The sequence below is a fragment of the Rectinema subterraneum genome (genome assembly GCA_009768935.1).
Taxonomy (GTDB): Bacteria; Spirochaetota; Spirochaetia; order Treponematales; family Rectinemataceae; genus Rectinema; species Rectinema subterraneum.
Genome location: WESA01000045.1, coordinates 1 through 22,018, shown reverse-complemented (window position 1 = coordinate 22,018; position 22,018 = coordinate 1). Strand labels below are relative to the sequence as shown.

The following is a 22,018-nucleotide window of genomic DNA, read 5'->3' as shown; positions in this document are numbered from 1 at the left end:
CAGCCAGCTCGCGACAAAAACGCGCCACTTCGACCTGAAAGATTTTGGCGCAGATCTCATAGGCATTGCAGCTGGACTGCTCCTCATGCGGCTTATCGCTCGGCTGACTCAAAAATAAGGATCGCGCGCATAAAATGCGCATAAGAACAGTTCGAACATAATTGAATCGCCCCGAGCTAAGCCCGGGGCGATTACTTTTTTGTGAATATTTTTGGTTCCGACATGCAAGAAGCCAGAAAAAACGCTCTTTTTTCTCTTCCCGATTGCCAGGCCGTTGTCGTATAATAGCATGCGACGACTGTCTATATTCATAGACAGTCGTCTAAAAACCGATTTTTCTTTGGGGTTATCGTATGGAGCAGGCTTATTCACAAAGCATCGAACATACAGCAGCCGCCATGCGAAAAGAAAACAAACATGCAACCCCCATCGACGCATCAACTATGAACCTCTTGCAGAAATCTGGCTTTTTCTTCTTTTCGGTCGCAAGCCTTTTCCTCGTGCTGTATAGCATCATCGTTATTTTGCTGCCGGATACCGCTGCGATCCCCCGATATCCACCGGAAATGCTCTTTCTCATCGGTCTATTTGCAATTGGGTTTCTCCTCGCGTCGATTATTGCTGAGCTTGTCTGGCTCGAGCCTGTGCTCCTCTTGGCTTTTCTTCCCCTTCATCTTTCGGATCACATCACATCGATGTACAGCATGTGCGCATTCATCATCGCTATCATAGAGCTGTATCGCATCGATTATTTCAAAACAGGCGGCCTCGCGAAAATCTTTTTGTGCTTCGCATATTACGCGCTCAGCATTGCCCTCGTCGGTACTGCCCTCCGTGTATTTTTTGTCGAGATCGCCATGCCCATCATTTTTATTTTCCTGTTTTTCCTGTATTTGCTGCCGGTTTTCAAAGGCAAGTGGCAGATACGCATCGCAAGGCCCCGTCAAACGATACACTACAAGGAATTGAATCTCACCGACAGGGAAACTGATTACCTCAAGGAATGCCTTCATGGTGCTGCTTTCAAGGAAATAGCCGCTCATCATCATGTGAGCGAATCCACAGTCCGCAACACATTTGCCCACATCTACCACAAATTCAGTGTCACCGACAAAGCCGAGCTGCTGTCAAAGTTTGCAGATTTTGATATTATTGACTAAATTACACTATTGAATTGCAAACTTTGAGGACGATATGGAAATCGACACCATTCCTTTGGAGACGCTCGCAGGACAAATGTCCGAACAGATTCTGCCCGAAGCCGAACAGGCTGCTGCCGCATTCAAGCTGTTCTTCACTATCGTTGCGCGCTTGCGCGCGCCCGATGGCTGCCCCTGGGATCTCGCCCAGACGCCGACGAGCATCCGCGGCAATATCATCGAAGAAGCATATGAGCTCGCCGAAGCAATCACTGAAAACGACAGCGCACATATCAAAGAAGAAAATGGTGACCTCTACCTCCTTGCCACCATGGTTGGCTACATGAGCCAGCAGGAAGGCCGCTATCATGTCGCCGATGCACTTCGTGAAGCTGCGCGCAAACTGATTCGACGCCATCCGCATGTATTTGGCGATTCCACAGTAGACAGCCCCGAGCAAGTGGTCGAACAATGGAACGACATCAAAGAGCGCATCGAAGGCCGCCGCAAAAAAGACTCCCTCCTGGATGAAGTGCACCGCCACCTCCCCCCTCTCGAAAAAGCCTACAAAATTCAGAAAAAAGCAGCCAAGGCCGGTTTCGACTGGCAAAAGCGCGAAGATATATGGCTCAAGCTTGCAGAAGAGATGGAAGAGCTGAAGACGGCGGCAGGCAACGCGGAGTCGGCAGGCGCTGACAGCGCAGGCGCGGAGCCGGCCGTGGGCATGGAGTCCGCTGGTGCGGCCAGCTCAGTGCGGAAGGCGCCAATCGCAAACCCGGACGCACTCGAAGAGGAATTCGGCGACCTTCTTTTTACGGTCATCAATGCAGCGCGGCTCTATGGCGTCGACCCGATGATCGCCCTGCACCGCTCGAACGAGAAATTTTCGCGCCGCTTCCGCCATGTCGAAGCCCGCATGAAAGCCAGCCACCTTGCCATGACGCCGGAGCACATGACACAAATGGACGCATTCTGGGACGAGGCAAAGCGCGCAGAAGATGGTGCGCGTGCTGACAACGCGCGGCGCGCAGAAGATAGCCTGCGCGCCCGAGGCACTCAGCCCACCGAACACGCCCAGCCCGCCAGCCGCTTGGATATCCCCCGGAGCCGCCCATGAAAGACCTCACCAAAGGCGACGAGGCGACCACACTTATCACTTTTGCCTTGCCCATGCTGCTCGGAAATGTATTCCAGCAGTTCTACAATATGGTCGACAGCTTTGTGGTCGGCCGCTTTGTCGGAACGAACGCCCTCGCAGCGGTCGGCGTCGCATTTCCGGTCATTTTTCTCCTCGTCGCGCTCATTATGGGCATTACCATGGGCTCCTCGGTGCTGATCAGCCAATTTTTCGGAGCCAGAGACCGCGAGAGGCTCGCCAGCACCATCAGTACAAGCTACATATTTCTTTTTGGCGCAGGCATTTTTATGTCCGTGCTCGGGTTTTTCTCTGTCCCTTTCATCCTGAATATTCTTGCCGTGCCGCCCGAGATTTATGCCGAAGCGCGCTCCTACATGAGCATCATTCTTGGCGGCATGCTGATCACCTTCGGCTACAATGGCGTCTCGGCAATGCTGCGAGGCGTCGGCGACAGCAAGACCCCGCTCTATCTCCTCGTTGCCGCTTCGCTCATGAATGTTGTGCTCGACCTCGTTTTTGTCATTGTCTTTCATTGGGGAGTCGCGGGAGCAGCCTGGGCTACGCTCATTTCGCAGGCGTTCTCTTTTATTACCGCGATGGTCATCTTCAACCGCACAGAATCCCATATGAAAGTCGAGCTTAAAAAGCTCTCATGGAATAAAGAAATATTCGGCAGCATGATAAAGATCGGTCTGCCCACCGGCATTCAGCAGACGCTCGTTTCGCTTGGCATGATGATGCTCACCCGAATCGTCAACGAATTCGGGCCTGCGACAATGGCGGCCTATACCGCAGCAGCCCGCATCGATTCATTCGCATCCATGCCTGCCATGAACCTGAGCCAGGCGCTTATGACCTTTACCGGCCAGAATATGGGCGCAGGCAAGACAGAACGCGTCAAGAAAGGCCATCGTGCCGCAATCATCATGAATATCGTCATTTCGCTCAGCATCACCTTGTTGGTCACGCTCGCAGGGCATTGGCTTATCGGCATTTTCACCACCGACGGCGCTGTTATCGATATCGGCGCGCGCTATCTCTTGATTGTGGGTTTTTTCTATATCATTTTCGGGACAATGTTTATCAACAACGGCGTCATGCGAGGCGCAGGCGATGTTTTCATTCCGATGATCAGCTCGCTTCTGGCTCTCTGGATTGTGAGAATTCCATGCGCCTTGCTCTTTACGAAGGTATTCGGCATGGGAAGCGATGGCATCTGGTGGTCGATACCCGCAGGGTGGTTTGTCGGGTTTGTGTTCACAACTTGGTATTACCGGACGGGCAAATGGAAGACGAAGGTTTTGGTCCGCCGCCCGCCTCTCGCCGAAGAAATTGAGTAGCTTAGTAGTGCTCTCAACCTTGTGTAAGACGTACCGCGAATGCCACATGATTCCTTAGCTTCCATGTGGCGCAGCAGCGCTCAATAGAGTATATTTTGCCTATGTCTGTTCCACTTTCATCGCAAAAGCTGTCGAAAGCGCGCAGCACATTCAATATTTTCAACCTTTTCAACTCATTTTCGTTTGTATTTGTATCAGGCTCGATCATTACTCTGTTTGCGCTGCGGATGGGAGCGCAGAACAGCATCATAGGCTTGCTGAATGCGCTTGTGTACATCACGTTTTTCATGTTGCCCCTGGGCAAACGCCTCGTCCGGCGCACATCGATTATAAAAATTTTCGGCTGGGGCTGGGTGATCCGCTACATTATGCTGCTGCCCATTTTGTTCGCGCCGGTCCTCGCCTCAAAAGGCAACATGGGGCTTGCGATACTTCTGCTCATTATCGGAACAGCGGGCTTCCATATTTCCAGGGGCGTGGCCATGATCGGCAACAATCCGGTCCTTGGCCTTTTATCATCCGGAGGCGGCGACAAGCCGCGCAGCGATCAGGGGCGCTACCTGGTCAATGTTTCAGTAGTAAACTCGGTCGCAGCTATTTTTGCGAATATTGTGCTCGCCTTTTTGCTGGGACAGCAGGCATCGCTCTGGACGTACGCCATAGCGATCGGCATTGGCATTCTTAGCGGCCTTCTTGGCTGCGTCTTTTTGTTCAAGGTGCCGGAGCCCGAGTCCTTTTCAAGCAACAATGAACAATCCCTGTGGAATGTCACCAGAGAAGCGCTTCTCAAGCCTGAATTCCGCGCGTTTATTTTTACGTTCATGCTGCTGTCGTTTCTCTCCGGCATGGGAAGAGCATTTCTTCCGGTGTATGCAAAGGAAGTGTTTGCCCAGGGCGATGATGCCATCATGGTTTACTCGATTGTCGCGGGGCTTGGCTCGATTGCGATGGGCCTTATCACGCGGCTCGTCGTCGACAGGCTCGGCTCGAAACCGCTCTTTATCATCTACAGCATGATTGGGCTCATTTCTTTCCTGCCCATTGCGCTCATTCCGGGTTCGGGAGCGCTGATGGGAGCGCCTGCTATAATTGGCCTTTTCCTGTCGGTGGTGCATTTTCTTTCGTCCTTCGGCTTCGCGGGAGAGGAAAATGCGGGGCAGGTGTACTACTTCGGCCTTGTGCCAAAGGAAAAAATGCTCGACCTGGCGGTCATTTACAATCTTGCGTATGGCATTGGCGGCTCGCTGGGATCATTCCTTGGAGGGGGCTTGCTCGAAATTTTTTCGAATGTGGGCCTGTCACAAGCTGGATCATTCAGGCTCTATTATGCCTTGATCAGCGTTGTCCTCGTATTTGTGATTTATAGCATGCGGAATTTGCCGCACATGGGTGCAAAATCGGTTGGTCAATCCCTTTCGGTTCTGTTCTCGCCGCGGGAGTTGAGGGCCTTCGATCTGCTTACCCGGCTCGACCAGAGCGCGAGTGCGCATGAAGAAGTCCGCATTCTGCAGGAATTGGGAAAATCCGAATCGAAGCTGACCCAAAAGGAGCTTGTCGAGTACTTGCATTCGCCGCGATTCGAAGTGCGTTCCGAGGCATTGCTCGCGCTTGAGTCAATTCCGGAGCTCGATGCCGAAACAATTGGCGCTTTGATTCGCGAAGTCCGTACCAATGTGTATTCGACTGCGTATGTCGCTGCGCGAATTCTTGGCAAACAGCGCTCGGATGTCGCCATTCCGGTGCTTATCGACTCCCTCAAGGAACCGGACTATATGCTCCAGAGCATGGCAATGATTGCGCTTGCGCGTCTTGGCGCCCGCCAGGCAATTCCCGAGATCGAAGAAGTCATTCGCTCGACCGAAAATCCGCGCGTGCGCATATCAGGCGCGTATGCGCTCGAGCTATTTGGTTCGATCGATTCAATTCCTTCGCTCATATCGTGCCTCAAGGCAGAAGACAGGCCCGCCAATGTATCCGATGAGCTTGTGCTTGCAATTTCGGGTATTCTGGGCATCGACAAGGAATTTTATCTATTGTATTCAGAATTTATCGACGATGCCAAATCAGGTGTCGCACAGCTTACCGCGCATGCGCACGATGTGCCGCTGGAAAAGGAGCGGCTCGAAGCTTGGATGGCTGCCATACAGGAGCTCTTTGCCGCAAAACCAAATCCCATTCCGCTCGCGCGACTTTTGCTGAATACAACACGAATAACTGGCTCGCTCCTCATACTCAGTGACGCCCTTCTGGATCCGAAACTGGAATATCCGGGCTTCAACTTCCTGTGCGCATATGTCGCGCTGCACACCGAAAACCTTCGCGATTTTTAAATAGGGGTCTGACCCCTTTTCTTAAATTTTTTGACTTATGCAAGGTTGATGCGGCGCTTTTCGGGGTCGGGGTTCTGGCGGTAGAAAATGGCATTGTGGCCGATAACGCGGACAAGCTCGGACTTGGTTCGAGCGGCCAGTTCCTCGGCTATTCCGCGCTTTTCGTCCTTAAAATCGAGAAATTTTATCTTTACAAGCTCGTGGTGAGCCAGAAGTCCATCGATCGTAGCGACAAACTGAGCGGTCAGGCCGTTCTTGCCGAGCGCTTGCATCACGCAATCCTTTGAGGCAAGCGCGGTAAGCATACTTCTTTGCTTCGATGTGAGCATATTTTCTTCCCTTAAAAAGGCAGCGACATCAGCAGCGATGTCAGAATGCGGATAGCCCATCCGCCAATCGCCCTTGCTAGCAGCACCACCACGAATCCCGTAATAAGCCCCTGCAGGTAATCCACCGCTCGCCCGCGGTAAATAAATCGATTTACCCTGAACAGGAGCGGATTGATAATGCCATCCAGAATCTGCCACAGCGGATGCAGCGTCGCGAGCTTTGCGATGTACCCGATGATCCGAACCAGCGCGATGACAAGGAAAAAGCCGAGCAAAAACGAAATTGCCGACCAGCCCGCATCGAGAAGAAGGCTGAGAATGAATCCCACGGTTATCCGCACCGCATACGAAAGCGTGACAAACAGATTGTTGATAACCGAAAGTACCGCCAGCGCGACAATCGGGCTGAAATCCACTGTCGGCGTCCGGAACAGCGGAATTGCGCGAAACAGCTCAAGATACGGATCCGTCAGGCGCGCGATCAGGCTGCCCCATTTCGTTTGCGCGAGGGACGGCACCCATGAAAAGAAAATGCGCACCGCGCACAGCAGCATATACACCGAAATCACAACGCTCACAATGCGGGCAAGAGCCGTAAATATCATGGAAAACCCTCCGCAAATCTGTTCTTTATTCCAAGACCAATACTTACTATACTAAATATTGATGCACATCGGCAATGTTCACATTGGCACATGCGGATTCTCCTACGATGAATGGAAGGGACAGTTCTACCCCGCGGACCTGCCTGCGCATGAAATGCTCCGCTATTATTCGCTCGTTTTCTCGTTTGTCGAGCTCGATCATACCTGGTACCGCATTCCGAGCCCTGCCCAGCTCGAGCGGATGGCGCTTGTCACACCCAGCGATTTTCGCATTTCTCTCAAAGTGCACCGAAGCCTCACTCACGAAGTCGACGAACACTGGCAAACCCATGCTGCCGAATTCTGCAATGCAGTGTCCGCCCTTGCCTCGACCGGAAGGCTCGGCTGCGTGCTGGTACAGCTTCCCTACCGCTTCTCCTATACGCCCGAAAACCGCAAATACCTCGCAAATCTCCTTGCAACCCTTGCTGAATTTCCGCTTGTCGTCGAGTTCAGAAATGCCACATGGTATCAGGAGCGCGTATTTGACGCGCTCAAAGCGCGGAACGTTGCCCTCGTGGTCGTCGACAGGCCAGATCTGCCCGGACTGCCGCCAGAATCTGTCATCATCACCTCCGACATATGCTACTACCGCCTGCACGGACGCAATGCAGACCTCTGGTGGTCGGGCGATGCGACGAGCCGGTATGAGTACCGATATTCAGATCAGGAGCTCAAGGATCGGGCGCGCCTTGTCCGCGCTATGTCCCGCCAGGCAAAGACTGTATTTGTGGCGTTCAATAACCATGCGCGAGGCAATGCGCCGGCCAATGCGGCATTTTTGCAGTCTATTCTTGCTGAGCAGCAGGCGTAGCTTCGGACGAGGCCCGCGCGGCAGGCAAGGCCTCTGCTGCAGGCAAGCCCTTTGCGAGCGGCTCAGCTTCAGATGAAACCTGCGCAGCAGGCAAGGCTCGCGCCAGAAAGCCATCCAATTCCGCAACAAAGCGCTCCCAACTAGCGACAAGCGGCCCTTCAGCGGTAAGGCACCCTTCGATCGACGGCTGGAAGACCACAATTTTCTTGATCAAGCTCTTGTTCATTTCGAAGAGCTGATGGATCGCTTCGCGCTGGCGAGCATCGCTAATATCCCGACTTATGATTTCGATCATGCCCTCGCTGTAGAGCGTGACCGACAGCCAGCCGCTTTTCTGTACAAAATCCACAGTGTGAAGGCAGCCGCTGGCAATCGCCGGATGCGATGCAAGCCAGCTTTCGTGAAATGAAGGAACCGCGATTGTCCGTCCATCCGGAACAATCCACCACGCGCCCATGGCAATTTCAAATGGCTTTCTCATGTATTCCCTGGCCTTTTTATTGCAATTGCTGCGCCATCGCGCTGAATTACTGCTGAATCGCGCCGCTGCGCGCGAGCATTTCTTTGAAAGCGGCAAAATGAGGCGGCAGACTCGCACGCACTATCGTGCCCCCAGGCAACATAAGCATGTACGCCCAGAGCATAAGCCGCCGTATGCCAAAACGCCTGAGTGCCTTGTTGAGCGCAAAGTCCCCATGCCGGTCGTCCCCTAGAATCGGCAGCCCAATAGCCGCAAGGTGCCGCCGAATCTGATGCATGCGCCCCGTTTTCAGCTCGAGTTCCAGAAGGGAAACAGCCTGAGCATCGGCAAGCCTCCATGCTTCTTTGAGGCTCCAGAATGTGCGCGCTTCTTGCGCCCCTTTGCGACCATCGAGCGCGGCATCGATGACGCCATTTTTCTTTTGCGGCTCGCCTGCGGCCCACGCATAATAACGCTTTACAATATCTTTACTTGCAATGAGCTGCGACCATTGCGCGGCCGCCGCTTTGGTTTTTGCAAGCATCATGCAGCCTGCGGTGTCCCTGTCCAAACGATGCACCGGGAACGGCTTGTAGCCAAGCTGGCGTTCCAACACACCGACTACGTCATCCTTCACGCCCTCGCCGGGCTGTGCGGGAAGCCCCGCAGGTTTGTCGACCACGAGGATCTCATCATCTTCAAATAAAATAGAGAGCATATATACTTCATCATAGCAGAAGAAGGCGCGCAAGAAGAAGGTATGTGCGGGGAGCGTGCGGCGCCACCCCTGGTGGCACATTTGGCGCACCCAATGCTTTTTCATGTCAATTTATGCTTTTTTTCGCATTTGTTGCTATTGAATAAAAAATATTAGTAAATTAGAATATATATGGAGGCTGCTATGTCCCGAAAAAGATTGCTCATCGCCGGTTTGGCTCTGTTTGCGCTCGCGCTCCCGGTATTCGCCCAAAGCGAACAATCCACCCCAACCGAACAAATCACGCAATTTGTTTTTCAGCTCGCAGTGATCATTTTTGCTGCCCGCCTTGGCGGCATCGCCGCAAAAGCTATTTCCCTCCCCTCCGTGCTGGGCGAGCTTATTGCAGGCATTCTCATCGGCCCATTCGCGCTCGGAGCAATTCCCCTGCCGGGCTTCCCTGCGGGATTTTTCCCGGTTTCGGGTGGAGAGCCCATTTCCATCATGCTGCAGGCATTTTCGAACATTGCAGCCATTATCTTGCTGTTTTCAAGCGGGCTCGAGACTGACCTCGACATGCTGATGAAATATTCGCTTGCTGGAAGCGTGGTCGGCATCGGCGGCGTGGTATTCTCGTTCTTGTTCGGCGCTGAGCTCGGGACATTCTTTACTCATCAGCCGCTTTTCGCGCCGGTAAACCTCTTTATCGGTATCATGAGCACGGCGACGAGCGTCGGCATTACCGCGCGCATTCTCTCCGACCGCAAAAAAATGGACTCGCCGGAAGGCGTTACGATCCTTGCAGCCGCCGTGTTCGATGATGTGCTCGGCATCATTTTCCTGGCAGTTGTGCTTGGCATCGTGGCGGTTCTCGAGGGAAGCAAAGCAGGCGGGCTATCCGCTGGAGCAATTCTCGGAATAAGCGCAAAAGCCTTCGGGCTGTGGCTGTCGTTCACCGCGCTCGGGCTCATTTTTTCAAAACAGATTTCAGCCTTCCTGAAAAAAATCGGCGGCGAGGGGCACTTCAATATTCTCGCGCTCGGGCTTGCCTTCTTCATTGCCGGCATCTTCGAGATGGAGGGGCTTTCGATGATTATCGGTGCCTACATTGTGGGCCTGAGCCTCTCGAAAACCGAGCTTTCATTCATCATCCAGGACAAGACAAAAGTCCTGTACGAGCTGTTCGTGCCCATATTCTTTGTCGTGATGGGCATGCAGGTGCAAATTTCCAAAATCCTCGAGCCATCGGTCTTGATTTTCGGTTTATTGTTCACGCTGGTCGCGATACTCGCGAAGGTGCTGGGATGCGGACTTCCCTCGCTATTCCTCGGGTTCAATAAAATCGGAGCCCTGCGCATCGGCGTCGGCATGGTGCCGCGCGGTGAGGTCGCGCTCATCATTGCAGGCATCGGCCTCTCGGCAAAAATACTCGAACCGGGCTTTTTCGGAGCCTCGATCCTGATGACCATCCTGACCACGATCCTCGCGCCGATTCTGCTCAATATAATTCTCGACAAAGGGGGCCGCGGCACACGCAAGGAAGCCAAGACAACCACCTCCGAAGAGTTCGTGGTCGAATTGCCCAATGCCGACCTTGCGGGGCTTTTGTCATCATACCTGCTCGAAGACCTCCAGCGCGAAGGCTTCTATGTCCAGCTCATGAGCATCAGCGACGACATTTCGCACATCCGCAAAGGCGATGTCTCGCTCTCGCTGAAAGTCGACGGCAGCAAGCTTATCCTCGAAGCAGTGCCGGAAGATATGCCCTTTGTCCGCATCATGGTCTACGAAACAATGGTCAAGCTCGACGCCAACCTCGACAAGCTCAAGGAGACCTACGACCCCGAATCCATGCGCAAAACCCTCGATGTGGAAACAATCCGCAAAGACCCCACCTTCCGCAAAATCCTCGACCCACAGTGCATCGAAGTGGACATGAAAGCCACAAACAAAGAAGAAGCCATCGTGGAACTGATCGAGCTTCTAGATCGCGTCCATCACCTGAAAGACAAGAACAAAGTGCTCGCCGATGTGCTCGAGCGCGAAAAAATCATGTCCACCGGCATGCAACACGGCATCGCAATTCCTCATGCGCGCACCGAAGGTACCGACAAGCCAGTCCTTGCCATCGGCATTCACAAAAAGGGCATCGACTTCCAGACAATCGACGGCACACCTGCCCACATAATCGCCCTCATCGCGAGCTCCGCAGGCGACCCCGCGCCCCACATGCAGGTGCTCACCAGCCTCGGCTCAACCCTTGGCTCGGATATCGTGAGAGAGCAGCTTTTGCACGCCAAAACCCGCGAGGAAGCCGCGAAGATACTGGGAGTGTAGGCCGGCTTAAAAAGTTAGAAAAAGGGGTCTGACCCCTTTTTTAAATGCGGGACACTATATGTCCCTCCACCTGTGCTACGGTTGTGGTAAAATCATCACAAACAGTGATGACGGAGGTGCCCCCGTGAGCCAGATGGAACGGATTTTCTTCATAGATCGAACCATTCAGGAGCGCGGGGGCGTCAACGTCAGAACCGTTTCCAGCACCTTCGAGGTGAGCGAGCGCCAGGCCAAGCGCGATATCGAATATCTGCGCTACCGCCTCGGAGCCCCGGTCGAATGGTCAGCCCCCAAGCGCCAGTATATCTACAGTGCACCATGGGACGGCCTCAAATTTGCAAGCGAAAAATCACTCTTCGCCCTTGCCTTCTTCCGCGCGATTCTGGACCGCTACTCGTATATCCCCGTTTTGTCGGAAGAACTGATCGACGAGCTCAAGAGAAAAATCGGCGCGCGCTATGCCTCGATCGCGGAGCACGTGCGCTATGAACTGCCTGACCTCCAACCCATCTCGGACGACATCAGCTATCGCATATGCCGCTCCCTCCTCGAGCAGCACAATCTTCGCATCACTTATCGCGATGCGCATGATGTAGAGAGCGAGCGCACTATCGTCCCCTTAAGGCTCATCAACTACGCGGGCAAATGGTACTGCGCCGCCTACGACTCACTCTCCGGGAAATTGCGGGTGTTCGCAATCGCCCGAATCAAGGAAGCCTATGAAGCCGAACCTAGTCACTTCCCCCTCCCCGGCGATGACGAAATCGAACGCTTCCTCTCTTCCTCATACGGTATTTTCAAGGGAGATCCTGTCGGCACCGCCACGCTGCGATTCCGGAACGGCGCAGCTCGCGCCATTCGCGACCAGATCTGGCACCCCGACCAGGTGCTCACAATCCCCGACAACGCCGGAGACGAATACACCGTTGACCTCAGCCTACCCGTCCACGACTGGACCGAACTATTAGGCCGCGCCCTCCGCTGCGGCGCTGATTGCGAAGTCCTGGGGCCGCAAGAGTTCAGGGAGAGGTGGAAGGAGGAAATTGAGCGGATGAGAGAGATGGCGGGGAAAGGAGATTGAAAAGCCAAGAAAGGATTCTGATTTTGCCATTCAGGGCCAGGACGGCGAGTGCTGTACATAAAGCTGCCGAAATTGATATCGAAAGCAGACTGGGTAGTTGCGCCCGCTCAAAAAACAGGAGAAAATGATCAGGAAATAACTATGTCAGAAAAAGATACTTCTTGCATGCAAGCGATTGCGCATGTCAGAAAGAATCCAGACGGGAGCTGGGCTGCACCGCATTCTCTTCAAGAGCACATCAAGAATACTGCAACCCGCGCAGCCAAATTTGCAGAAAGCTTCAATTCATCAGAATGGGCTAGAAGCTGTGGGATTCTGCATGATGCAGGCAAAGCGAGAGATGAATGGCAACTCTATCTGAGGCGCAAATCTGATTACTGGGAAGATGAAGCAAATCTAAAAAACGGCTCCAATAGGATTGAACATTCAGCTTCTGGCGCAAAATATGCAGAAGAAGTATTAGGCAAAGGAATTGGTAGAATCCTTTCATACTGCATAGCTGGTCATCATGCAGGTTTGCCTGACCTTGAAGGCGATAATTCATCATTATTGAACAGGTTTGAACATGCCAAAACAGAAGATATTCAATGTTGGTATAAAGATTCAGTAATTAGAGAATTGCCAGATAAGAAGCATCTCTCGCCTCCATGGAAACTCAATCAGCAAGAACAGCAAAGCATACTCATGTCATTGTGGATTCGGATGCTGTTTTCCTGCCTTGTAGATGCTGATTATCTCGATACAGAATCGTATATGGAGCCGGAACGGGTCTCATCGCGGGGGAAATATCCTTCGCTGTCCGAAATCAAAACACGATTTGATGATTTTATAAAAAAGAAAATCAGAGACAGCCTGGCAAAAGGCGATACCCCTGTAAATCAAATAAGACGGCATGTACTCGATCAATGCAGGCTAGCAGGTAGCTGGGAACCGGGATTCTTCTCGCTCACGGTGCCTACTGGTGGAGGGAAAACACTCTCAAGCATGGCATTCGCGCTGGAACATGCAATCATACATAAAAAAGAGCGAGTGATTTATGTTATTCCATATACAAGCATAATAGAACAGAATGCAAATGAATTCAGGAAGGCTCTTGGCAACGATGCAATAATTGAACATCATAGCAATATTGCAGAGGATGTTGATACTGGAAAGGCGCGTCTTGCAGCAGAAAACTGGGAAGCTCCAGTTATCGTTACAACAACTGTACAATTTTTCGAATCACTATTTGCAGCAAAACCTGGCAGATGCAGGAAACTGCACAACATTGCCAATAGCATCGTCATTTTTGATGAAGCCCAACTTGTGCCACCCGAGCATCTGAAGCCAATTCTTGAAACACTGGATGCATTGGTAGCGAAATTTCGTGTTTCAGCAGTCTTCTGCACTGCAACACAGCCTGTATTCGAGAAACAGAAAGATTTCCCTTCTTTCCCTGGCCTTAGTAATGGAAAAGTGAGAGAAATAATCAAGGATGTGCCTTCGATCTTTTCAGCAATGAGGAGAGTTGCCGTCAAAATACCAGAGGATCTCAGCACGCCTCTTTCATGGGAGAAACTTGCAGATGCCCTCAAAAAAGAACCGCAAGTTCTTTGCATAGTTTCTGATCGAAGGAGCTGCAGGGAACTTCATGCACTCATGCCGGAAGACACCTATCATCTGTCAGCGCTAATGTGTGCCCAACATCGCAGTGAGGTAATAAATGAAATCAAGGGTAAACTGAAAAGAGGTGATCAAGTCCGAGTCATCAGTACCCAGTTGATAGAAGCAGGGGTTGATATCGATTTCCCGATAGTATACCGCGCAATTGCGGGTCTTGATTCTATTGCACAATCAGCAGGAAGGTGCAACAGAGAAGGATATCTCAATGCATCGGGAAAACTGGGAAGGGTTGTTCTTTTCATTCCACCTCGGCTTCCGCCGCAGGGAATTCTGCGCAAAGCATCGGAAACAACACTAATTCTGCTCAAACAAGGCTTATCTGATCCAATCAGCCATGAAGCTTTCAAAGCCTATTTCTCTGAACTTTACTGGAAACTGAATAGCCTGGATTTATATGGCATTTGCGATCTTCTATATCCCCAGCCACCTGCCTTGGGAATAATGTTCAGAACTGCAGCTGATAAATTCAGAATAATTGATGATAGTGCCATGAAAACAATACTAATACCTTATGAGAAAGGAGCTAGCTTGATCAGGGAACTGAAACAGATCGGACCCTCCTCGAGAATTCTGAGAAAATTGCAGAGATACACGGTAAATGTTTACGCCAATCAATTTGAGCGGATGCGAGCAAGAGAATCGATTGAAGAAATATTTCCGAGAATATTTGTTCTCAGGGAATCCTGCATGTTGGAATACAGCCTAAAAGTAGGCTTGCTGGCAGACGATGTGCCAAACGATCCACAATTGTTCATTGGTTAAGCAATTACCTTGGTTTTTCATCAGGCTGAATAATTGATGAAAGGAGGTCATGGTGAAAGGTTTTTGTCTTGAAGTCTGGGGCGATTATGCATGCTTCACCCGGCCGGAAATGAAAGTCGAACGTGTCAGCTATGATGTCATGACGCCCTCTGCTGCACGAGCAATTTTTGAAGCCATTCTTTGGAAGCCGGCAATAAGGTGGCATATCACCAGAATCGAAGTTATGAATCCTATTCAATGGGTTTCTGTACGCCGTAATGAAGTAGGCTGCATATTCACATCGCCCACCAAGGCTCAGCTTTTAGGCGCCAATGGAGATCCAATGGGATTCTACATTGAGGACAATAGACAACAGAGAGCCTCCTATTTCCTTCGTGATGTACGTTATCGCATTCATGCTTGGTTCGAATTCATTCCACCAGAATCCAGAAAGACAAATCATTCGGTCAATCAAGAGATCTGGGCCGATATTGAAGAAAAGGCAACCTATGAGCGAAAAGATGAAAATGAAGCAAAATACGCAGCGATGTTTGAGCGCAGGGCAAAAAAAGGACAATGCTTCCATAGGCCATATCTCGGTACCCGTGAATTTGCATGCAACTTCATGTTTGTCGAACAGCCTGAATTAGCGAAGCCTCCTTTGTCATTGAACCAGGATCTCGGCTGGATGCTCTATGACATGGATTATGGCCATCCTGAAAACCCGATCCCCAGGTTTTTCAGGGCAAAGCTTGAAAATGGCGTTTTGTTGACAGATGAGAATATTGTGGAGGTACGATCATGATCCTCCAGGCATTGAAAGAATACTACGATAGAAAAGCTGCTGATCCAGAGAGCACTATTGCCCCTCCTGGATGGGAATTGAAAGAAATCCCTTTTGTGCTAGTACTAGATGAGACTGGAAGCCTTGTGCAGATTGAAGATACTAGAGAAGGCCAGCAAAACAGAGGCAAGAAATTCCTTGTTCCTCAAGCGGAAAAGAAGACATCAGGCATCAAGGCAAATCTGCTATGGGATACACCAGCCTATGTCTTTGGAATTCAGGATTTGGAAGGATTGTTTGAGAAGGAAAAGGAACGAAAGCGACAGCGCTTGCCTCAGCAAAGGGCAGCATTTCTTGATCGCATACGAAATGATCTTCCCGACACAGCAAAACGAAAAGCCCTCATATCATTTCTTGAAAATGCAACAGAAGAACATCTTTCTGAATATTCGCACTGGCCCGAAATATTGAAAACCAATGCAAACATATCCTTCAGGTTCCTAGATGAGCTGGATCTTTACTGCAGATCACAAGAAGCAATTCAAGCGGTAAACGCCAAGCTCCATTCCAGGGAAACGAATGGAATATGTCTTGTCACTGGCGAAAATGACGAGATTTGTGAGCTTCACAATCCGATCAAAGGGGTCCAAGGCGCACAAACCACAGGTGGAAATATAGTATCCTTCAATCTGGCCCCTTTCTGCTCTTACAACAAGAAGCAGGGAACCAATGCTCCGATTGGATACATGTCAATGTTTGCCTATACAACCGCACTGAATTCACTGCTCTCAAAGGAGTCCCGTCAACGCTTGGTACTTGGCAGTGCCGCGACATTCGTTTTCTGGTCTTCGGAAAAGACAGATTTCGAAAATGATTTTTCCATCTTCTTTTCTGAACCACCGAAAGACAATCCCGATGTAGGTACTGAAAACATTCGTGCCTTGCTTCTATCTCCTTTGAGCGGCGGATACAGGAATGATACAGGAAATGAAAAGTTCTATATCCTCGGGCTTTCTCCCAATGCAAGCCGTCTGGCAATACAACTATGGCTGCCTGGTACTGTTTCGTCTTTCAAAGACAAAATCGCTCAACATTTCGAAGATTTCAACGTCGAAAAGCGCGAAAGCGAACCGCGATACTATTCGCTATGGCGTGTGCTCACCAATATTGTGCCGCAGGACAAAACCGATAATATTCCTCCGCCACTAGTACACCAATTCATGTACGCAATTCTTACAGGCACGCCATATCCACAATCTTTGCTTCAGTCAGCTATCAGAAGAATTCGAAGCGATGCTGAAGATCGGGTCACCCCGGTACGGGCGGCGCTAATAAAAGCGTATCTGAATAGATATATCAGATACTATTCCAAGAATACAGAAAAGGAGTTGACCATGGCACTCGACATTGAACAGCCATCAATTGGCTACCAACTTGGTCGCTTGTTTGCTGTCCTCGAGAAAATTCAGGAGGAGGCAAATCCGGGAATCAATGCAACGATCCGGGAACGGTATTACGGCTCTGCATGCAGCAGCCCTGTTACCGTTTTCCCAACATTGATGAGGCTCAAGAATCATCACTTGGCAAAACTCGGCAATGAGGGCCGAGTGGTGTATTTCGAACGTTTTATAGGTGGGATTGTTGGGAAAATCGATGATTTCCCTTCTCACCTGGACCTGCATGAACAAGGCAGATTCGCTGTTGGTTACTACCATCAGCGCCAAGATTTCTTTACTAAAAAAGACTGAAAAACAGGAGGTATAAGTATGTCACTGGAAAAGCGGTACGATTTCGTTCTCTTCTTTGATGTAAAAGATGGAAACCCCAATGGCGATCCTGATGCAGGGAATCTGCCCCGGATCGATGCGGAATCTGGGCATGGTATTGTCACCGATGTCTGTCTCAAGAGAAAGATCAGAAACTATGTCGGCCTTGTCAAGAATGAACAACCGCCATATGAGATCTATGTAAAGGAAAAAGCCATTCTCAATAAACAGCATGAAAGGGCATATATCGCTCTAGGCATTGATCTTTCATCAGACGAAGGCAAGCGCAAGGGTGGCGATAAGGTTGACATTGCGCGCGACTGGATGTGTAAGAATTTCTTTGACGTAAGAACCTTCGGCGCAGTGATGTCAACAGGCATTAATTGCGGCCAGGTAAGAGGACCCGTACAGCTTACTTTTGCCCGTTCTATAGAACCTGTTGTTGCTTCAGAACACAGTATCACCAGAATGGCTGTAGCCACCGAAGAAGAGGCAAAGAAGCAAGGCGGCGACAATCGGACCATGGGAAGAAAATATACTATTCCATATGGCCTTTATAGAGTTCATGGATTCATCTCAGCACCACTTGCCGATCAGACCGGTTTTTCGGAAGAAGACCTGAATCTGCTGTGGGATGCGCTTGAGCACATGTTTGAACATGACCGATCAGCTGCAAGAGGCCTTATGTCGAGCCAGCGCTTGATAATTTTCGAGCACAACTCGAAATTGGGAAACAGGCCTGCCCATGAACTTTTTGCAAGAATCGAGGTAGTAAGAGCTTCGGATTCAACTGCTCCTGCTCGTGATTTTTCTGACTACAAAACCATGCTCGATGGAAATGAAATTAAAGCTTTCAAGACTGTTGTCCCTGTTTGATTACTGAGTATCCATTGCCGGCGATTTCTAAAAAATCGCTGGCAGGAGGATTTGGTTGGCTGGCGTAGATGATATAGCTGACTTAAAAGACTTGAAGAACATTGTATTGACCGCCAACTCTATTGGCGTTTGTTATGATAAACGCCAACAGAGTTGGCGCTGATTATCTTCCATTGCGGAGCAAGATGTGAAAACTACCTGCCATCAGCAAGTTCTGGTTCGTCCCTCTGCATTCACACAGCGCCGCTTCATCCTGGTCTGCAGGGAGGAACGAGCGCGCAAGGTGGACGGCATCGATATACTTCCATGGCAGGACTTTCTTGAGCAATTATGGTCTGGCAATCTGCTGGGAGGAGCATAACAATTGAACGAGGATGCTGACCTGATTCCGATTTCAGCTCTCCAGCACCTCCTTTTCTGCGAGCGGCAATTTGCGCTCATTCATATTGAGGGGATATGGTCAGAAAATCTATTTACCGCAGAAGGAAAAGTACTGCATGAACGCGTGCACCAGGAACACCATGAAAAAAGAAGGCTCTACCGCCAGGAATTCGGTATGGCGGTCAGGTCGCTCAAATCAGGGCTTATTGGGAAATGTGATTTGGTTGAATTGTATCTGGAGCCTTCAGGCAAGATAGCAGAAGCGTTCCCTGTGGAATTCAAGCGCGGCAAGAACAAAGAAGAGGAAGAGGACAAGGTCCAGCTGTGTGCCCAGGCCATGTGTCTTGAGGAAATGCTCGATATCATGATTCCTGAAGGGCAGATCTATTATCTTCAGGATCACAGACGCACCAGAATCGCGCTGGATCAGGCATTGAGAAAAAAAGTTGTTCAGCTGGCTGATAGGGCGCGCGAGCTCATCCTGAAAGGCGAAACGCCTTTGGCAATCTTTGAAAAGAGAAAATGCACGACATGCTCCCTGGTCGAGCAATGCATGCCATCCAGCACGGGGCTCCAGTCAAAAAGCGTGAGCAGATTCATTCGGGCCCAGCTCAAGGCAACAGAATCGGAGTGCGACAAATGAGAAAACTGCTGAATACGCTGTATGTAACCACACAGGGCTCGTATGTGCATCGGGATGGCGAGACCGTCGTCATCGAACAGGAACAGAAAAAGATTTTGCAGGTGCCGATTCATATGATCAGCAGCATTGTCTGTTTCGGGAATGTCCTATGCTCCCCTGCGCTGCTCGGTTTCTGTGCAGAACGGAGCGTGAGTATTGCATTTCTCACTGAATATGGCCACTTTCTCGCTTCCGTCAACGGACCTACGACCGGTAATGTCCTTTTGAGAAGGAACCAGTACCGCATGGCAGACAGCGAAGAATCGTGCCGCAACATTTCAGCCAATATTGTTGCTGCAAAATGTGCAAATTGCAGATTGATTTTGCATCGGGGAACAAGAGATCATGGAGAAAAGATTGATACTCATTCGATAAAAATGGCTTCCTCCTCGATCGAAAGGCTTATTGGACAGATCGATTCCGCTTCGGATACAGATGCAATCCGCGGAATCGAGGGGATGGCGGCGGCTGAATACTTTGCGGTCTTCAATCAGCTTATAGTCGACCAGAAAGATGCTTTCATGTTCAATGACAGAAATCGACGCCCCCCTCTCGATCCGGTCAATGCCTTGCTCTCTTTCATCTATACCCTTCTTGTCCATGATATACGATCCGCGCTCGAAACAGTCGGCCTCGACCCTGCAGTTGGTTTTCTTCACAAGGACCGACCAGGAAGGCCAAGCCTTGCGCTCGACCTCATGGAAGAATTCAGACCTGTCATAGCAGACAGACTTGTGCTCTCTCTGATCAATCGCCGGCAAGTGAACCCTAAAGGATTTTCACGAGCTGCGAACGGTGCGGTAACAATGGATGATGAAACCAGGAAGACAGTCCTGGTCGAGTATCAGAAAAGAAAACAGGAAGAAGTTTATCATCCTTATATTGAGGAAACCGTGCCAATCGGTCTGCTCTTTTTCATACAGGCAAACCTGATGGCCCGTTTCATTCGTGGTGATATCGATGGGTATCCCCCATTCTTCTGGAGATAAGAATCATGATGGTTCTTGTGAGCTACGATGTGAATGTTACGAATCCTGGTGGGGCTCGCAGACTCAGGCGTGTCGCACGGACCTTGAGCAATCATGGGCAGAGAGTTCAATTCTCAGTCTTTGAATGTGTAGTCGACCCGGCCCAATGGGTAAAGCTGCGGGCAGATTTGGAAAACATTATCGACAAGGAAAATGACAGCCTACGCTATTATTATCTGGGATCGAACTGGAAACATCGGGTCGAGCATATCGGGGCAAAGCCTTCCCTGGATTTGGATGATCCATTGATTGTATAGGGCAATCAAGGCTTAGACTCGACTGAAGCGTCTAAGCAAAGCAGCCGGGCAGCGCGCTTGCGCGAACCCAGACGAAACATGAAATGCCGGGCCATTCGCAAATATTGCAATTCATTATGCTGGCATGTCTTTGACAAATAAGGGAAGGAATGATAGGTTACTGGAACGGCAAATGCTGGCTCTTTCGCTATAGCGATATTGTATTTTGTTGTATTATTAATATATATTAGCAATACAGTCGCGCCCCCCGCGGGCGCGTGGATTGAAACTTAATCATATTTGATGTTATAGGAAGCCATTTTATGTCGCGCCCCCCGCGGGCGCGTGGATTGAAACCCCGAAGATCCCTCCGCGCTTGATGAAATTTGGGTCGCGCCCCCCGCGGGCGCGTGGATTGAAACATCCGCCATTGGATTCTCAAGAGGGCTCGAGTCATGTCGCGCCCCCCGCGGGCGCGTGGATTGAAACGTGAGAAAGTGCAAGATCTGTCTCAGGAATATGCAGTCGCGCCCCCCGCGGGCGCGTGGATTGAAACCACTTGCATGGTGAGCCAATTGAAACCGGCGCTGAGCGTCGCGCCCCCCGCGGGCGCGTGGATTGAAACTCACGAAGCATGACGACGACCGCTTCGAGCTTCGCGTCGCGCCCCCCGCGGGCGCGTGGATTGAAACTCACGAAGCATGACGACAACCGCTTCGAGCTTCGCGTCGCGCCCCCCGCGGGCGCGTGGATTGAAACTCACGAAGCATGACGACGACCGCTTCGAGCTTCGCAAGCTCTTCAGGTCGCGCCCCCCGCGGGCGCGTGGATTGAAACATTTCTGCATCGCGCGCAGGGCCTCATGGTTATTAGTCGCGCCCCCCGCGGGCGCGTGGATTGAAACTCACGAAGCATGACGACAACCGCTTCGAGCTTCGCGTCGCGCCCCCCGCGGGCGCGTGGATTGAAACCTTCATTGTCATCCATTCATCACCGACACGGATGTGGTCGCGCCCCCCGCGGGCGCGTGGATTGAAACGTCACTATCAAGCATGCAACTTGCGAATCATCTTGTCGCGCCCCCCGCGGGCGCGTGGATTGAAACGAGCGTTATTACTATCCAAAAGAGCCATTCAATGAGTCGCGCCCCCCGCGGGCGCGTGGATTGAAACTGCAAATTGAGATATGTTTGATCCAGATCAAATATGTCGCGCCCCCCGCGGGCGCGTGGATTGAAACGCCTATACCGTGATCGGCAACGAAATGCCGTCGAGTCGCGCCCCCCGCGGGCGCGTGGATTGAAACAAAATGAAAAAGATGAGAAGGCTGCCGAATATATTAGTCGCGCCCCCCGCGGGCGCGTGGATTGAAACATTACGCTCACCAAACATTGCGCGACGAAGATTACGTCGCGCCCCCCGCGGGCGCGTGGATTGAAACTTACCGAATCGCAAGAAAAGCTTGCAAAAGCTTTCGGTCGCGCCCCCCGCGGGCGCGTGGATTGAAACGTGAGAAAGTGCAAGATCTGTCTCAGGAATATGCAGTCGCGCCCC

Annotated in this window: 19 protein-coding genes and 1 CRISPR repeat array; of the genes, 15 read left to right on the top strand and 4 right to left on the bottom strand. The window is 51.1% G+C overall.

The window, feature by feature from the left end:
- Positions 1-353: 353 nt before the first annotated feature.
- From GAP13_RS10475 to GAP13_RS10460, 4 genes are all read left to right on the top strand, one after another.
- Positions 354-1,160: a response regulator transcription factor gene (locus GAP13_RS10475; protein WP_158908266.1), complete on the top strand. Its 807-nt coding sequence runs from the start codon at positions 354-356 to the stop codon at positions 1,158-1,160.
- 34 nt (positions 1,161-1,194) lie between these two features.
- Positions 1,195-2,256 carry a nucleoside triphosphate pyrophosphohydrolase gene (gene mazG, locus GAP13_RS10470; protein ID WP_241864343.1) on the top strand — a complete coding sequence of 354 codons (1,062 nt, stop codon included), beginning with the start codon at positions 1,195-1,197 and terminating at the stop codon, positions 2,254-2,256.
- Complete coding sequence (locus tag GAP13_RS10465; RefSeq protein WP_158908265.1) at positions 2,253-3,617, top strand: MATE family efflux transporter; 1,365 nt, start codon at positions 2,253-2,255, stop codon at positions 3,615-3,617. Before mazG ends, GAP13_RS10465 begins: the two co-directional genes overlap by 4 nt.
- Positions 3,618-3,718: 101 nt before the next feature.
- Positions 3,719-5,947, top strand: coding sequence for an MFS transporter (locus GAP13_RS10460; protein ID WP_158908264.1), 2,229 nt, complete (start codon positions 3,719-3,721; stop codon positions 5,945-5,947).
- 35 nt (positions 5,948-5,982) lie between these two features.
- On the opposite strand, the gene GAP13_RS10455 is transcribed toward GAP13_RS10460, so the two are convergent.
- Positions 5,983-6,276, bottom strand: a complete 294-nt coding sequence (locus GAP13_RS10455; protein WP_158908263.1) for a YhbY family RNA-binding protein — start codon at positions 6,274-6,276, stop codon at positions 5,983-5,985.
- Positions 6,277-6,287: 11 nt separating this feature from the next.
- The gene (locus GAP13_RS10450; protein ID WP_158908262.1) at positions 6,288-6,881 is read right to left on the bottom strand and encodes a YggT family protein; all 594 of its coding nucleotides are present in this window, start codon (positions 6,879-6,881) and stop codon (positions 6,288-6,290) included.
- A gap of 61 nt (positions 6,882-6,942) precedes the next feature.
- Between GAP13_RS10450 and GAP13_RS10445 the strand changes: the two genes are divergently transcribed.
- Positions 6,943-7,734 (top strand): DUF72 domain-containing protein, encoded by a 792-nt coding sequence (locus tag GAP13_RS10445; protein ID WP_158908261.1) that lies wholly within the window; start codon positions 6,943-6,945, stop codon positions 7,732-7,734.
- On the opposite strand, the gene GAP13_RS10440 is transcribed toward GAP13_RS10445, so the two are convergent.
- Both GAP13_RS10440 and GAP13_RS10435 read right to left on the bottom strand, forming a co-directional pair.
- Entirely contained in the window at positions 7,709-8,215 is a 507-nt protein-coding gene (locus GAP13_RS10440) for a hypothetical protein (protein ID WP_158908260.1), read from the bottom strand. The two genes, GAP13_RS10445 and GAP13_RS10440, sit on opposite strands and share 26 nt — an antisense overlap.
- Positions 8,216-8,261: 46 nt before the next feature.
- Positions 8,262-8,912: an RluA family pseudouridine synthase gene (locus GAP13_RS10435; protein WP_158908259.1), complete on the bottom strand. Its 651-nt coding sequence runs from the start codon at positions 8,910-8,912 to the stop codon at positions 8,262-8,264.
- A gap of 183 nt (positions 8,913-9,095) precedes the next feature.
- Here GAP13_RS10435 and GAP13_RS10430 point away from each other — a divergent pair, with 183 nt between their 5' ends.
- From GAP13_RS10430 to cas2, 10 genes are all read left to right on the top strand, one after another.
- Positions 9,096-11,228 (top strand): cation:proton antiporter domain-containing protein, encoded by a 2,133-nt coding sequence (locus GAP13_RS10430; RefSeq protein ID WP_158908258.1) that lies wholly within the window; start codon positions 9,096-9,098, stop codon positions 11,226-11,228.
- 133 nt (positions 11,229-11,361) lie between these two features.
- Complete coding sequence (locus tag GAP13_RS10425) at positions 11,362-12,309, top strand: helix-turn-helix transcriptional regulator (protein ID WP_241864344.1); 948 nt, start codon at positions 11,362-11,364, stop codon at positions 12,307-12,309.
- Positions 12,310-12,357: 48 nt separating this feature from the next.
- On the top strand, positions 12,358-14,733 hold the full coding sequence (locus tag GAP13_RS10420; protein WP_241864342.1) for a CRISPR-associated endonuclease Cas3'': 2,376 nt from the start codon (positions 12,358-12,360) through the stop codon (positions 14,731-14,733).
- 49 nt (positions 14,734-14,782) lie between these two features.
- Positions 14,783-15,517 carry a type I-C CRISPR-associated protein Cas5c gene (cas5c, locus tag GAP13_RS10415; protein WP_158908256.1) on the top strand — a complete coding sequence of 245 codons (735 nt, stop codon included), beginning with the start codon at positions 14,783-14,785 and terminating at the stop codon, positions 15,515-15,517.
- Entirely contained in the window at positions 15,514-17,244 is a 1,731-nt protein-coding gene (cas8c, locus tag GAP13_RS10410) for a type I-C CRISPR-associated protein Cas8c/Csd1 (protein ID WP_158908255.1), read from the top strand. Before cas5c ends, cas8c begins: the two co-directional genes overlap by 4 nt.
- Positions 17,245-17,262: 18 nt before the next feature.
- Positions 17,263-18,138 (top strand): type I-C CRISPR-associated protein Cas7/Csd2, encoded by an 876-nt coding sequence (cas7c, locus tag GAP13_RS10405; protein ID WP_158908254.1) that lies wholly within the window; start codon positions 17,263-17,265, stop codon positions 18,136-18,138.
- Positions 18,139-18,325: 187 nt separating this feature from the next.
- Positions 18,326-18,499 carry a hypothetical protein gene (locus tag GAP13_RS10400; RefSeq protein WP_158908253.1) on the top strand — a complete coding sequence of 58 codons (174 nt, stop codon included), beginning with the start codon at positions 18,326-18,328 and terminating at the stop codon, positions 18,497-18,499.
- Between the two features lie 3 nt (positions 18,500-18,502).
- Entirely contained in the window at positions 18,503-19,162 is a 660-nt protein-coding gene (gene cas4, locus GAP13_RS10395; RefSeq protein WP_158908252.1) for a CRISPR-associated protein Cas4, read from the top strand.
- Positions 19,159-20,190, top strand: coding sequence for a type I-C CRISPR-associated endonuclease Cas1c (gene cas1c, locus GAP13_RS10390; protein ID WP_158908251.1), 1,032 nt, complete (start codon positions 19,159-19,161; stop codon positions 20,188-20,190). Before cas4 ends, cas1c begins: the two co-directional genes overlap by 4 nt.
- 5 nt (positions 20,191-20,195) lie before the next feature.
- Positions 20,196-20,486: a CRISPR-associated endonuclease Cas2 gene (gene cas2, locus GAP13_RS10385; protein WP_158908250.1), complete on the top strand. Its 291-nt coding sequence runs from the start codon at positions 20,196-20,198 to the stop codon at positions 20,484-20,486.
- A 237-nt stretch (positions 20,487-20,723) separates the two neighbouring features.
- A CRISPR array of direct repeats spans positions 20,724-21,973; the repeat unit is 32 nt; unit sequence GTCGCGCCCCCCGCGGGCGCGTGGATTGAAAC.
- Positions 21,974-22,018: the final 45 nt, after the last annotated feature.